Genomic DNA, 12,998 nt, shown 5'->3' with positions numbered 1-12,998 from the left:
CCTAGCGGTTCAGGCGTTTGTCGATCAGGCCGTCCACGACGCTGGGGTCGGCCAGGGTCGAGGTATCACCAAGACTGTCGAGTTCGTTGCAGGCGATCTTGCGCAAGATCCGGCGCATGATCTTGCCTGATCGGGTTTTCGGCAGGGCCGGTGCCCATTGGATCAGTTCCGGCTTGGCAAAGCTGCCGATTTCCTTGCTGACCAGCTCAAGCAGGTGTTTTTTCAGCGCATCGCTGGGTTCCACACCGTTCATGGGCGTGACGAAGGCGTAGATGCCCTGGCCCTTGACGTCGTGGGGGTAGCCCACCACAGCGGCCTCGGCCACTTGGTCATGCAACACCAGCGCACTTTCCACCTCGGCGGTACCGATACGGTGGCCGGACACGTTGATCACATCGTCGATACGCCCGGTGATCCAGTAGTCGCCGTCTTCATCGCGGCGCGCGCCATCTCCGGTGAAGTAGTAACCGGGGTAGGGTTTGAAATAGGTATCAATCATGCGCTGCGGGTCGCCGTACACGCTGCGGATCTGCCCCGGCCAGCTTGACTTAATGGCGAGTACGCCGCTGCCGGCACCGGTGATGACCTTGCCTTGCTCATCCAGCAACACCGGTTGCACACCAAACATCGGTTGGGTCGCGCAGCCCGGCTTGATCCGCTGGGCGCTGACTAACGGGCTGAGCATGATGCCGCCGGTCTCGGTCTGCCACCAGGTATCCACAATCGGGCAGCGTTGTTCGCCCACGGCGTTGAAGTACCAGTCCCAGGCTTCCGGGTTGATCGGCTCGCCCACGCTGCCCAATAAACGCAGGCTGGCGCGGGAGGTGCTTTCCAGTGGTCCGTGGCCCTCACGCATCAACGCGCGCAAGGCTGTCGGCGCGGTGTAGAAAATATTCACCTGGTGTTTATCGATCACCTGCCAGAACCGCGAGCTGTCCGGGTAGCTCGGCACACCCTCGAACATCAGCGAGGTCGCGCCATTGGCCAGCGGGCCATACACGATATAGCTATGGCCGGTGACCCAGCCTACATCGGCGGTGCACCAGAACACCTCGCCGTCACGGTAATCGAGTACGTACTTGAACGTCATCGCTGCCTGCAGCAGATAACCGCCGGTGGTGTGCAGCACGCCCTTGGGTTTACCGGTGCTACCGGAGGTGTAGAGGATGAACAGCGGGTCTTCGGCGTCCATCGGCTCTGGCGGGCAATCGTCGCTCGCAGCGTCAACGGCCTGCTGGTATTTGAGGTCGCGGCCTTCGCTCCAGTTCACGTCGGCACCGGTGCGTTGCACCACTAAGACGGTGCTGACATTCGGGCAACTGGCCAGGGCCTTGTCGACATTCTGTTTCAAAGCGACGGGCTTGCCGCCGCGCACGCCCTCATCGGCGGTGATCACGGTACGGCAGTCGGCGTCGAGAATGCGGTCGCGCAGGGCGTCCGGCGAAAAACCACCAAACACGACCGAGTGCACCGCGCCAATCCGCGTGCAGGCCAGCATGGCGTAGGCCGCTTCCGGGATCATCGGCATGTAGATGCACACCCGGTCACCTTTCTTCACGCCACGGCTTTTCAGCACGTTGGCCAGGCGGCAGACGTTTTGATGCAGTTGACGGTAGGTGATGTTGGAAGACTTTGTCGGATCATCGCCCTCCCAGATGAAGGCCGGCTGATCGGCGCGTTGTGCCAGGTGACGATCAATGCAGTTGTAGCTGACGTTCAGTTGGCCACCGGCAAACCATTGGGCGGCGCCAGTATTGATGTCCGAGTGTTGAACGGTGTGCCATGGGGTCATCCAGTCGAGAAAGCTCTTGGCCTGTTCAGCCCAGAAGGTGTCCGGCTGTTCGATGGATTGGCGATAGAGGCGGTGATAGTCCTCTTGACTGAGTTGCGCAGCCCGGCGGACGGCATCGGCGATGGGAAACGTGCTGATATCGAACATGAGCGATCCTTATTCTTGTTTTTGCGACAAGTCATAAAGATGCACCCTGTGTGGAGCGGGTTCAAGGCCAACGTCCAAAAGGACGTTGGCCTTGCTATACCTGCATCAGCCGCGGTGACGGCCGCGGAAGTAGTTGATCAGGCCCTGGGTCGAAGCGTCCTCAGCCAAGGTTTCTTCGGCGCCGGTCAGACGGTTGTAGACGCCTTTGCCGAGCTCTTTACCCAGTTCAACGCCCCATTGGTCGAACGCGTTGATGCCCCAGATCACGCTTTGTACGAACACTTTGTGCTCATACATGGCAACCAGCGCGCCGAGGCGACGCGGGCTGATGCGCTCCACCACCAGCGTGTTGCTCGGACGGTTGCCCGGGATCACCTTGTGCGGGGCCAGCTTCTGCACTTCGTCTTCCGGGATACCCTTGTCGCGCAGCTCGGATTCAGCTTCGCTGCGGGTCTTGCCGAGCATCAGTGCCTGGCTTTGGGACAGGCAGTTGGCGTACAGCCACTGATGGTGGTCGGACACCGGGTTGAAGCTGACGATCGGCACGATGAAGTCGGCCGGGATCAGTTGGGTGCCTTGGTGCAGCAACTGGTGGTAAGCATGCTGACCGTTGCAACCGACGCCACCCCAGATCACTGGGCCGGTGTCGGTGGACACTGGTTTGCCGTCCTGGCGCACGCTCTTGCCGTTGGATTCCATGTCCAGCTGTTGCAAGTGCTTGGTGATGTTACGCAGATAGTGGTCGTACGGCAGGATCGCATGGCTCTGCGCACCCCAGAAGTTGCCGTACCACACGCCCAGCAGGCCAAGCAGCACTGGCATGTTTTGTTCGAATGGCGCGTTCTGGAAATGCTGGTCCATGGTGTAGGCACCGGACAGCAGTTCCTTGAAGTTGGACATGCCGATGGCCAGTGCGATTGGCAAGCCGATGGCAGACCACAACGAGTAACGGCCGCCGACCCAGTCCCACATCGGGAAGATGTTTTCTTCGCGAATACCGAAGGCCACGGCTGCCGCGTTGTTGCTCGACACGGCGATGAAGTGGCGATACAGCTCAGCTTCCGAGCCACCTTGGGCCAAGTACCAGGCACGAGCGGCCTGGGCGTTTTTCAGGGTTTCGAGGGTGTTGAAGGACTTCGACGAAACGATGAATAGCGTGGTTTCGGCGCGCAGCTTCATGGTCAGCTCGTGGAACTCGCTGCCATCGATGTTCGCCAGGTAATGGCAGCGCACGCCTTTGTGGGCGTAAGACAACAGCGCTTCGGAGACCAGCTCCGGGCCGAGGAACGAGCCACCGATGCCGATGTTCACCACGTCGGTGATCGGCTTTTCGGTGTAGCCGCGCCACAGGCCGTCGTGGATGCGGCCGACCAGGTCGGTGATCTGGTTCAGCACCTTGTGCACGTCCGGCATGATGTTCACGCCATTGACCGAAAGCTTGTCACCCACTGGGCGACGCAGGGCGGTGTGCAGGGCCGGGCGGCCTTCTGACGAGTTGACCGGTTCGCCAGCGTAGAGCGAGTTGATCGCGTCCTTGAGGCCGACTTCCTCCGCCAGCCCTACCAGCAGGTCGCGGGTTTCGCTGGTGATCAGGTTTTTCGAGTAATCGAGGAAAAGTCCGCAGCTGCTCAAGGTGAATTGGGAAAAACGCTGAGGATCGGCATTGAACGCTTCACGCATGCTGAAATCCTGCATGGCTTGGCGATGTTGATTGAGCGCTTGCCAGGCGGGCAGAGCGGTAACGTCATGAGGGGTGCGGTAGTACGCCATCGCTGCGGGTTTCCTTTTATTACGGGGACTGCCTTTAGGACACTTCATAGCCCGGAACATCCAGTCTTATCTCAAGCATTGGGTTCCAGACAGCGCTAACTATAGCGCCGGGCGATTACATTAAACCTAGCGTGTCGATATGTCTTGGCTTTGTCTGCGCTGTGGCCGGTACTTTTTTATACCGGCACAGCGAGCAGGGCAACAGGCGGGGTGTTCAGCGAGGTTTAATTGAGGCTCAGATGCAGGTTGTCGATCAACCGAGTCGTGCCCAGGAAGGCTGCCACCAGGATCACGATGTCCTTGTCCTCAGGGGTTGCCGGGCGCAGATGCACGCCCTGGCGCACTTCGAGGTAATCCACGCGCAGCCCGGCAGCTTCGATCTGCTTGACCTGTTCGGCGCGCAGCGTGGCGAAGTTGTGGTCACCGTCCTTGATGGCTGCGGCAATCTGGCTGAGGCTGCGATACAGCACCGGCGCGATCCCGCGTTCCTCTTCGCTGAGAAAACCGTTGCGCGACGACAGCGCCAGGCCATCGTCGGCGCGTACGGTGGGCTCACCGATGATCTGAATCGGCATGTTCAGGTCATGGACCATGGCGCGAATCACGGCCAGTTGCTGGTAATCCTTTTGACCGAACACGGCCATGTCCGGCTGGACCATGTTGAACAGCTTGCTGACCACGGTCGCCACGCCTTCGAAATGCCCGGGACGGCTGGCGCCGCACAAGCCTTCGGACAGTTGCGGGACGCTGACGCGGGTCTGGCCGGTCATGCCGCCGGGGTACATTTCCTCGACGGTCGGTGCGAACAGCAGGTTGCAGCCGGCTTGCAGTAGCTTTTCCTGGTCGGCGGCGAGGGTGCGGGGATACTTGTCCAGGTCTTCACCCGCGCCAAATTGCAGCGGGTTGACGAAGATACTCGCGACGACAAAGTCCGCTTGCTGAACAGCCTTCGTCACCAGGGTTGCATGGCCGCTGTGCAGGTTGCCCATGGTGGGTACGAAGCCAATGCGTTTACCCGCCTTGCGGGCGTGGGCGACGGCGGCGCGTAGTTCGCGTACGGTTCTTACGGTGTTCATGCAGAGAATCCGTGTTCGGCGCCTGGGAAGGTCACGCCTTTGACTTCGGTAACGTACGCGCTCAATGCCGCGTGGATGCTGTCCTGGCCGGTCATGAAGTTCTTCACGAACTTCGGTACGCGACCCGTGATCGACAGGCCGAGCATGTCGTGCAGCACCAGCACCTGGCCATCAGTGGCCGAGCCCGCGCCAATGCCGATTACCGGCACTTTTACGGCTTGGGTGATTTCTGCGGCGAGTTCGCTGGGCACGCACTCAAGCAGGATCATTGCAACGCCGGCCTGTTCCAGGGCGATGGCATCGGCACGCATCTGGCGTGCCTGGGCTTCGTTGCGACCTTGTACCTTGTAGCCGCCGAGAAGGTTTACCGACTGTGGCGTCAGGCCCATATGTGCGCACACCGGCACGCCGCGTTCAGCCAGCAAGCGAATCGACTCGGCGAGCCACAGTGCGCCCTCCACTTTGACCATGTGTGCGCCGGCGCGCATCAGTTTGCCTGCGTTGAGGAAGGTCTGCTCAGTGGTGGCGTAATCCATGAACGGCAGGTCGGCGATGATGAAGGCGCCGTCGTTACCGCGCTTGACGCTGGCAGTGTGGTAAGCCAGGTCATCGGTGGTAACGGGCAGGGTGCTGTCATTCCCTTGAAGAACCATGCCCAGGGAGTCGCCTACCAGCAACACTTCAACCCCGGCTTGGCAGCTGGCGTGGGCGAAGGTGGCGTCATAGCAGGTCAGCATGGTGATTTTTTCACCTTTGAGCTTGAGGCTCTGCAAGGTGGTCAGGGTAATGTCTGGCATGAAAAGGGTCCTCGTTCAGGCGCTTGGAAACAGCGAGTTACGCGCGTGAGTCTTCGTTTATACAGGCGCACTGTCTTGAGAGCAGTGCTTATAAGGCCTGGATTGCGCCCTTTAGCGCCGGGTTGGCGGCAGCGGGACGCCTATAGTCGTGAGGAGGACACGGGAAGTCAATTGGATGTGTTACCGCATTGTTACGCGTGGGGTGTTACCGCTGTTACTGACGCGTTTCAGCTGTGTGAGCTGGCTTAAACAATGCGTTCCAGGCCGACGAATGGGCAGGCTTCGAGCAAATCGCGCAGTGCCCTGCCATCGGGTAGCTGCAGGGCCTCAGGTGCGAATTCGGACAAGGGGTAGAGCACAAATGCGCGCAGGTGCATCTGGTAGTGCGGCACCTTCAAACGCGGCTCGTCGATCAGGCGATCGCCAAACAGCAAGATGTCCAGGTCAAGCGTGCGCGGGCCCCACCGTTCAAGGCGTTCGCGGCCCTGGTCATTCTCGATGGCTTGCAGCGCATCCAGCAGGTCCAGGGGCGCCAGGCTGCTGTCCAGGGCGGCGACCGCATTGGTGTAGCGCGGTTGGCCCGGGAGCAGGGAGTCACTTTGATAGAAGGCAGAGACGCCGAAGACGGTGGTGTCTGGCAAACGCGCGAGCGCTTCGACAGCGCTGCGCAATTGTTGCTCCGGGGCAGCGAGGTTGCTGCCCATGCCTATGTAGATACGTTCCACGTTTATTCGCCAGCGGCGCCCGAGGCATCGGCGCTGCGTTTGCGCTTGCTGCCGCTGCGACGACGCTTTTTGGGCCCTTCGCTGGCTCCATCACCTTTGCTGCCGAGGTCGCGGATCATGTCGCGGCGCTGGCTGTCGTTGGCGTCCTGGTAGTCGGTCCACCATTCGCCCAGGCCGTCAGTCTGCTCGCCGGCACTCTCGCGCAGCAGCAGGAAGTCATAGCCCGCACGAAAACGCGGGTTGTCCAGCAGCAGGTCGGCGCGTTTGCCGCTGCGGCGGGGCAGGCGTTCCTGCATGTCCCAGATTTCGCGGATCGGCATGGTGAAGCGCTTCGGAATAGCGATGCGCTGGCACTGTTCGGTGATCAGTTCGTGCGCGGCTTCCTGCATTGCCGGAATCGGCGGCATGCCACGGTCCTGCAGGCGCAGTACGCGTTTTGGCAGGGCTGGCCACAACAGGGCGGCAAACAGGAACGCCGGGGTGACCGGTTTGTTCTGCTTGATGCGCAGGTCGGTGTTGATCAACGCTTCGCTGATCAGCGTGTGCGTATAGGTAGGGTTGTACTCCAGTGCTTCGGCGCTGGCCGGGAACAGTGGGTCGAACAGCTCCAAGTCCACGAGCATCTCGAAGGTGTCGGCGGCGTAGCCCGAGAGGAACAGCTTGAGCACTTCTTCGAACAGACGTGCCGAAGGGATTTCCCGCAGCATTGGTGCCAGTTCCCGAATCGGCGCGGCGGTGTGTTTCTCGATACCAAAGTTGAGCTTGGCGGCAAAACGCACGGCCCGCAGCATGCGCACCGGGTCTTCCTGATAGCGCTGTGTTGGGTCGCCGATGAGGCGAATCAGGTTGTTGCGGATGTCGTGTACGCCATTGGCGTAATCGAGGATGCGCTCGCTGACCGGGTCGTAATACAGGGCATTGATGGTGAAGTCGCGGCGTTGCGCGTCTTCTTCAAGAGTGCCATAGACGTTGTCGCGCAGAATGCGCCCGCTCTCGTTGCGGGAAGACTGATTGGTATCTTCCTCTTCATCGTTTTGCGGATGACCGGCGCGGAATGTCGCGACTTCAATGATTTCGCGACCAAAGTGGATGTGCACCAACTTGAAACGCCGACCGATGATGCGCGCATTGCGAAACTCGGCGCGGACCTGCTCGGGCGTGGCGCTGGTGGCGACGTCGAAGTCCTTGGGCGTGATATTGAGCAGCATGTCGCGTACGCACCCACCCACCAGATAAGCCTGGTAGCCGGCGTTCTGCAAACGTTCGACGATGTTCACCGCATAACGGCTGAACTGAGCGCGCTGCAATGAATGCTGATTGCTGTTAAGCACTTCAGGCGTGCTGCGAATGTGTTGCGTACGACGCAAGGGAGAACGGAATGACTGGAACAACTTCTTCAGCATGGGATGCACTGTTTGAAGGAATGTTCGGCCATAACGAAGAATGACCGCATGATGGGTCGGGATTCTAGCATTTAGTCAGGGGATGGTGTAGGAACAAGCTACAGGCATTGCGCCGCAAGCCTTTGAGCACCAAATTCCAGAAACTACAAGGGGAGCCGAAGCTCCCCCAGAAGTAGTTGCGTGCTCTATTTTTATTATTGGTTGCGGGCTTCTTGTTTTTGTTGATCGCCCTCGCCACGAAGCTTCACCTTCATGACACTCCCAATCGGGAGTCAAGAGCAAACGGATTGCTTTGGTCGCTGTGTTGCTGATCTATGATCCAACCAGTTCAGGCTCTGCCTTAGGGCAGTTTTTGTTGTTCTCGGCCTGGTTGCGGGGCAAGCCCCAAATGCAACGCCTCTCCAAAAGAATCAGTTAGCTGCGCCTCCGCCGTGTTGTTTTTATTATGCGTGAGTCGATTCGTCTTATTTTTATTGTCTTGTACAAAGCTTGTTATTGTTTTTGTACTAAGCATATAGCAGGGTGCGTGCCAACTTTCGCAGTGCCTAGTAAAACCGGGGGGTTGAGGGGGTTTCGGGTTTTTGACGGACCAAAAAAAGCCGGGGCTTCGTTACCGTAAGCCCCGGCTTTTGTTACGCAAAAAATCAGCGGTAACAGTTTTTTCACATCATTGGGTGTTACCTAAGGGGGCGCACCCTCAGCTTTCGCTGGCCACACCGGTCTTGCGTCGTGGAATACCCAGGCGCTGGCGCCGTTCCCACAGGCATTTACGGCTCACGCCCAGTTTGCGTGCCAGTTCGGTCTCGGTCATGTGGTCCTGATGCTCAAGGACGAAATGCTGGAAGTAGTCTTCCAGTGACAAATCTTCCGTCGGCTCATGGCTGGTATTGCTACCGCCGCCCGGTGTCGGGGCGAGGCCGATGAAGTCGTCATCCTCCAAGTCACTGAGTTCAATATCGATACCCAGCAGCTCGGCGGAAATTTCTGGGCTCTCCGACAGGATCACCGCGCGCTCCACCGCATTCTCCAGCTCCCGCACGTTACCCGGCCACGAGTAATGCCGAATCGCTTGCTCGGCGTCCGGCGCGAACTTGAGGTCGGTACGGTTGATGCGCGCACTCTGGCGCAGCAGGAACGCACTGGCTATCTCGTTGACGTCGGCGCCACGCTCACGCAGGGCTGGCAATTTGAGCGCGATCACATGCAGGCGGTAGTACAAGTCTTCACGAAACTGACCGATCTTGGCCAGGCTCTTCAGGTCTCGGTGCGTGGCCGCGATCAGACGCACGTCGACCTTCTGCGATTGCACCGAACCTACCCGGCGAATCTCGCCTTCCTGCAACACGCGCAGTAATCGCGCTTGTGCTTCCAGCGGCAGTTCGCCGATCTCATCGAGGAACAGTGTGCCCCCGTCCGCCGCTTCCACCAGGCCCGCGCGTCCGGCGCTGGCGCCTGTGAACGCGCCTTTCTCGTGGCCGAACAATTCGGATTCGATCAGGGATTCGGGGATCGCCGCACAGTTCACCGAGATCATCGGTGCTTTGGCGCGCTTGGAGAGGTTGTGCAGGGCGCGGGCCACCAGCTCCTTACCGGTGCCTGACTCGCCCTGGATCAATACATTGGAGTCCGTAGGTGCCACTTTGCGAATCTTGCTGTACAGGTCCTGCATCGGTGGGCAGGAGCCGATGATGCCGATTTCCCCATTGCTGTTGTCGACACCCGGTTTGTCGGCGGCTTTGCTGGCGGGGCGCTGCTCGGCAGGCGCGCTGCTGGCCGACTGACGGTCACGCAGGATGCGCGCGACGGCCTGGAGCATTTCATCGTGGTCGAAGGGTTTGGCGATGTAGTCCACCGCGCCCATCTTCATGGAGTCCACCGCAGAGCGCAGGCTCGCGTAGCTGGTCATGATCAGCACTGGGGTGCCCTGGCCAAGTTTGATCAGCTCGGTGCCCGGTGCGCCAGGCAGGCGCAGGTCACTAACAATCAGGTCGAACGTGGGAATGCTGAAACGCTCTTGTGCTTCCTGCACCGAGCCGGCTTCGCTGACTTGGTACTGGTTACGTTCAAGCAGGCGACGCAAGGCAGAGCGGATAATGGTTTCGTCTTCGACGATCAAAATGTGCGGCATTGATTCAATTCTCTCGACGGTCTCAGTTCACAGCGGACGTCGCTTCGACATGACGCGGCAAGGTCACCCGAATACGGGTGCCGCGTTGGCTTTCGGTGTCAGCCGGGCTGTCGATGGTGATTTGTCCATAATGCTCTTCAACGATGGAATAGACCAGTGCAAGGCCCAGACCTGTACCTTCACCTGGATCCTTGGTGGTGAAGAAGGGTTCGAACAATCTATCCATGATGTTCTGTGGAATACCGCTACCTTCATCTTCGACGATCAGATCGACCGTATGTTCGAAAGCCTCGGTCTTGACGCGTACCGCACCACCGGCCGGCGTCGCGTCGCGGGAATTGGACAGCAAGTTGATCAGTACTTGGGCCAGGCGTTGTGAGTCACCATCGACCCAATGGTCGGGGTCGCACAGATTGAAAAACTGCACCTCGAAATTGCGCCGGTTCAAGGCGAGCAACCCAATGGCGTCCTGCGCCACTTCGGCCAGGCAGACCGCTTCGTCCTGATTCTGATGGGCGCCCGCATGGGCAAAGCTCATCAATGACTGCACGATTCGCGATACGCGCTTGGTCTGTTCGAGAATTTGCCCGCTGATCTCGGTAATTTCCCCGTCCTCTTCACGCTCTTCCCGCAGGTTTTGCGCAAGACAGGCGATACCGGTGATCGGGTTGCCAATTTCGTGGGCCACCCCCGCCGCTAGACGCCCGATACTGGCCAGGCGCTCGGAGTGCACCAGCTTGTCTTCGAGCATCTGGGTTTCGGTCAGGTCTTCCACCAACAGCACCAAGCCGCTATTACCGGGGGCCAGTGGCTCATCGATGGCCGCTTTGTGCAGGTTGAGCCAACGGGTCTGACCGTCGAGGGCTAAGTGCTGCTTGTGCAAGTGTTCGTCGGGCAGGTTGATAAAGCCCTGCAGCAATTCTTTCCACGGATCGCCGAGTGTATTGAGGCGCGAACCCACCACGCGTTGCGCGGCGATACCGGTGAGTTCTTCCATGGCCTTGTTCCACATCAGGATCTCCTGATCCTTGGCCAGGGAGCACACGCCCATGGGCAACTCTTGCAGCGTCTGGCGATGGTAGCGGCGCAGCGCATCAAGCTCGGCGGCAAGGCCGGTGAGGCGGGAGTGGTAATCCTCCAGCCGGCTCTCGATGAAATGGATGTCTTCGGTGACGTAGTTTTCGCCACCGGCTTTATAGGGCAAAAACGTCTCTACCATGTCCTGGGACACGCTGGGGCCCATCAGGCCAGACAGGTTGGCCTCAATGCGGTCACGCAGACGGCGTAGCGCATACGGTCGGCGCTCGTCGAACGGCAAGTAGAGGTCGCGCAGCGCCTGCTCGACTTCCTTTTGCGCGGCCTTGGCACCCAGGGGCTTGGCCAGTTGGGTGGCGAACTCCTGGGGCGAGGCCGCGTGCAGTTCGCGGCGTTGCGGGCGACGTACGTTATCGACCGCGCAAGCCTCGGCGGCGCTGGTTTCTTCTGGGCTGACATTGGTGAACAGTGAGATCAGGGTGAACATCAGGACGTTGGCGGCCAAAGAAGCAATCGCGGCCATGTGCCAACTGGTGTCGTCCAACACGTAAATCATGTTTAGCAGCGGGATGTAGAAGCCCTGCAGGTTGCCGACCAGCGGTAACAGCATGGTGACGATCCACACCAGGATCCCGGCGAGCAGACCCGCGATAAAACCTCGGCGATTGGCCGTCGGCCAGTACAGCACCGACAGTACCCCCGGCAGGAACTGCAAGGTGGCGACAAACGCGACGATACCCAGGTTGGCCAGGTCTTGCCCGGCGCCGAGCAGCAGGTAGAAACAGTAACCGGCCATGATGATTGCGACGATCAGCGCGCGGCGAGTCCACTTCAGCCAGCGGTAGATATTGCCTTCGGCCGGTGGCTGGTACAGCGGCAGCACCAGGTGATTGAGGGCCATGCCCGATAGAGCCAGCGTCGTGACGATAATCAGCCCGCTGGCAGCAGACAAACCGCCGACGTAAGCCAGCAGCGCCAACGCCGGGCTATTGGCGGCGATACCGATACCCAGGGTGAAATACTCCGGGTTGGTGGTGGCCCCCAGTTTCAGGCCGGCCCACAGGATCAGCGGCACCGCGAGGCTCATCAACAGCAGGAACAGCGGCAAGCCCCAGCTGGCGCTTACCAGCGAGCGCGGGTTGAGGTTCTCGGTAAAGGTCATGTGATACATGTGCGGCATCACAATCGCCGAGGCGAAAAACACCAGGAGCAGCGTTCGCCATGGACCTTCCTGCAACGGAGTGTGCAGGGCGGCGAGGGCGGTCTGGTTTTGCAGCAGCCACAGTTCCAGCTGTTGAGGGCCGTCGAACACACCATACAGCGCATAGAGGCCGACGCCGCCGATGGCGATCAGCTTGATCACCGACTCGAAAGCAATCGCAAACACCAGGCCTTCGTGTTTCTCGCGGGTGGCGATATGGCGTGAGCCGAAAAAGATGGTGAACAGGGAGATCAGTGCACAGAACGCCAGAGCCACCCGATGCTGTACCGGCTCACGGGTGAGGATACTGATGGAGTCGGCCACCGCCTGGATTTGCAGAGCCAGCAGGGGCAGCACGCCGATCAGCATGAACACCGTGGTCAAGGCCCCGGCCCATGTGCTGCGGAAGCGGAAGGCGAACAGGTCGGCCAGGGACGACAGCTGATAGGTGCGGGTGATTTTGAGGATCGGGTACAGCAATACCGGCGCCAGCAGAAACGCGCCGGATACCCCCAGGTAGCTGGAGAGAAAGCCGTAACCGTACTGATAGGCCAGGCCCACGGTGCCATAGAACGCCCAGGCGCTGGCGTATACGCCCAGGGACAAGGTGTAGGTCAACGGATGGCGAATGATCGCCCGCGGAATCATTCCGCGCTCACTGATCCAGGCAACCCCGAACAGCGCGGCCAGGTAGGCGGCGCTGATCAGCAGCATCTGAGTGAGGCTAAAGCTCATCGGCATCTTTTTGGCTCTGCAGGATGAAGGTCACGACGATCAGGATCAGCCACAGCAGATAAGGGCGATACCAAGCGCCCGTGGCATCGATCCACCAATCCATGATGGCGGGAGAAAACAGGTAGATCCCGACGACCAACAGCAGGACCAATCGATAGATGTACATGTTGGCCTCTGATTAGAAAACTG

9 protein-coding genes are annotated in these 12,998 nt (G+C 59.8%); all 9 read right to left on the bottom strand.

Annotation, left to right across the window (positions count from 1 at the left end):
- Position 1: 1 nt before the first annotated feature.
- Positions 2-1,939 carry an acetate--CoA ligase gene (acs, locus tag LRO94_RS24355; RefSeq protein ID WP_179179867.1) on the bottom strand — a complete coding sequence of 646 codons (1,938 nt, stop codon included), beginning with the start codon at positions 1,937-1,939 and terminating at the stop codon, positions 2-4.
- A 105-nt stretch (positions 1,940-2,044) separates the two neighbouring features.
- Complete coding sequence (gene pgi, locus LRO94_RS24350) at positions 2,045-3,709, bottom strand: glucose-6-phosphate isomerase (RefSeq protein ID WP_095186254.1); 1,665 nt, start codon at positions 3,707-3,709, stop codon at positions 2,045-2,047.
- A gap of 224 nt (positions 3,710-3,933) precedes the next feature.
- The gene (gene panC / locus LRO94_RS24345) at positions 3,934-4,785 is read right to left on the bottom strand and encodes a pantoate--beta-alanine ligase (protein WP_122681706.1); all 852 of its coding nucleotides are present in this window, start codon (positions 4,783-4,785) and stop codon (positions 3,934-3,936) included.
- The gene (panB, locus tag LRO94_RS24340; protein ID WP_032884735.1) at positions 4,782-5,582 is read right to left on the bottom strand and encodes a 3-methyl-2-oxobutanoate hydroxymethyltransferase; all 801 of its coding nucleotides are present in this window, start codon (positions 5,580-5,582) and stop codon (positions 4,782-4,784) included. Before panB ends, panC begins: the two co-directional genes overlap by 4 nt.
- Before the next feature lie 245 nt (positions 5,583-5,827).
- Positions 5,828-6,307, bottom strand: coding sequence for a 2-amino-4-hydroxy-6-hydroxymethyldihydropteridine diphosphokinase (gene folK, locus LRO94_RS24335; protein ID WP_032884736.1), 480 nt, complete (start codon positions 6,305-6,307; stop codon positions 5,828-5,830).
- Between the two features lie 2 nt (positions 6,308-6,309).
- Positions 6,310-7,710 (bottom strand): polynucleotide adenylyltransferase PcnB, encoded by a 1,401-nt coding sequence (locus tag LRO94_RS24330; RefSeq protein WP_032884738.1) that lies wholly within the window; start codon positions 7,708-7,710, stop codon positions 6,310-6,312.
- 697 nt (positions 7,711-8,407) lie between these two features.
- Positions 8,408-9,838 carry a sigma-54-dependent transcriptional regulator gene (locus LRO94_RS24325; protein ID WP_032884739.1) on the bottom strand — a complete coding sequence of 477 codons (1,431 nt, stop codon included), beginning with the start codon at positions 9,836-9,838 and terminating at the stop codon, positions 8,408-8,410.
- Positions 9,839-9,860: 22 nt separating this feature from the next.
- Positions 9,861-12,815 carry a sensor histidine kinase gene (locus tag LRO94_RS24320; RefSeq protein WP_163033263.1) on the bottom strand — a complete coding sequence of 985 codons (2,955 nt, stop codon included), beginning with the start codon at positions 12,813-12,815 and terminating at the stop codon, positions 9,861-9,863.
- The gene (locus LRO94_RS24315) at positions 12,799-12,975 is read right to left on the bottom strand and encodes a hypothetical protein (protein WP_003176118.1); all 177 of its coding nucleotides are present in this window, start codon (positions 12,973-12,975) and stop codon (positions 12,799-12,801) included. Before LRO94_RS24315 ends, LRO94_RS24320 begins: the two co-directional genes overlap by 17 nt.
- Positions 12,976-12,998: the final 23 nt, after the last annotated feature.

This window comes from Pseudomonas sivasensis, assembly GCF_021391435.1.
Classification (GTDB): domain Bacteria; phylum Pseudomonadota; class Gammaproteobacteria; order Pseudomonadales; family Pseudomonadaceae; genus Aquipseudomonas; species Aquipseudomonas sivasensis.
The sequence above is the reverse complement of the archived record's forward strand: the minus strand, read 5'-3'. Positions and strand labels throughout refer to the sequence as shown.

Excerpts from the sequence above, each read along its gene's own strand:
- panB (WP_032884735.1), bottom strand. The coding sequence starts at position 5,582 with ATGCCAGACATTACCCTGACCACCTTGCAGAGCCTCAAGCTCAAAGGT.
- acs (WP_179179867.1), bottom strand. The coding sequence starts at position 1,939 with ATGTTCGATATCAGCACGTTTCCCATCGCCGATGCCGTCCGCCGGGCT.
- LRO94_RS24320 (WP_163033263.1), bottom strand. The coding sequence starts at position 12,815 with ATGCCGATGAGCTTTAGCCTCACTCAGATGCTGCTGATCAGCGCCGCC.
- panC (WP_122681706.1), bottom strand. The coding sequence starts at position 4,785 with ATGAACACCGTAAGAACCGTACGCGAACTACGCGCCGCCGTCGCCCAC.
- LRO94_RS24325 (WP_032884739.1), bottom strand. The coding sequence starts at position 9,838 with ATGCCGCACATTTTGATCGTCGAAGACGAAACCATTATCCGCTCTGCC.
- LRO94_RS24330 (WP_032884738.1), bottom strand. The coding sequence starts at position 7,710 with ATGCTGAAGAAGTTGTTCCAGTCATTCCGTTCTCCCTTGCGTCGTACG.
- pgi (WP_095186254.1), bottom strand. The coding sequence starts at position 3,709 with ATGGCGTACTACCGCACCCCTCATGACGTTACCGCTCTGCCCGCCTGG.
- LRO94_RS24315 (WP_003176118.1), bottom strand. The coding sequence starts at position 12,975 with ATGTACATCTATCGATTGGTCCTGCTGTTGGTCGTCGGGATCTACCTG.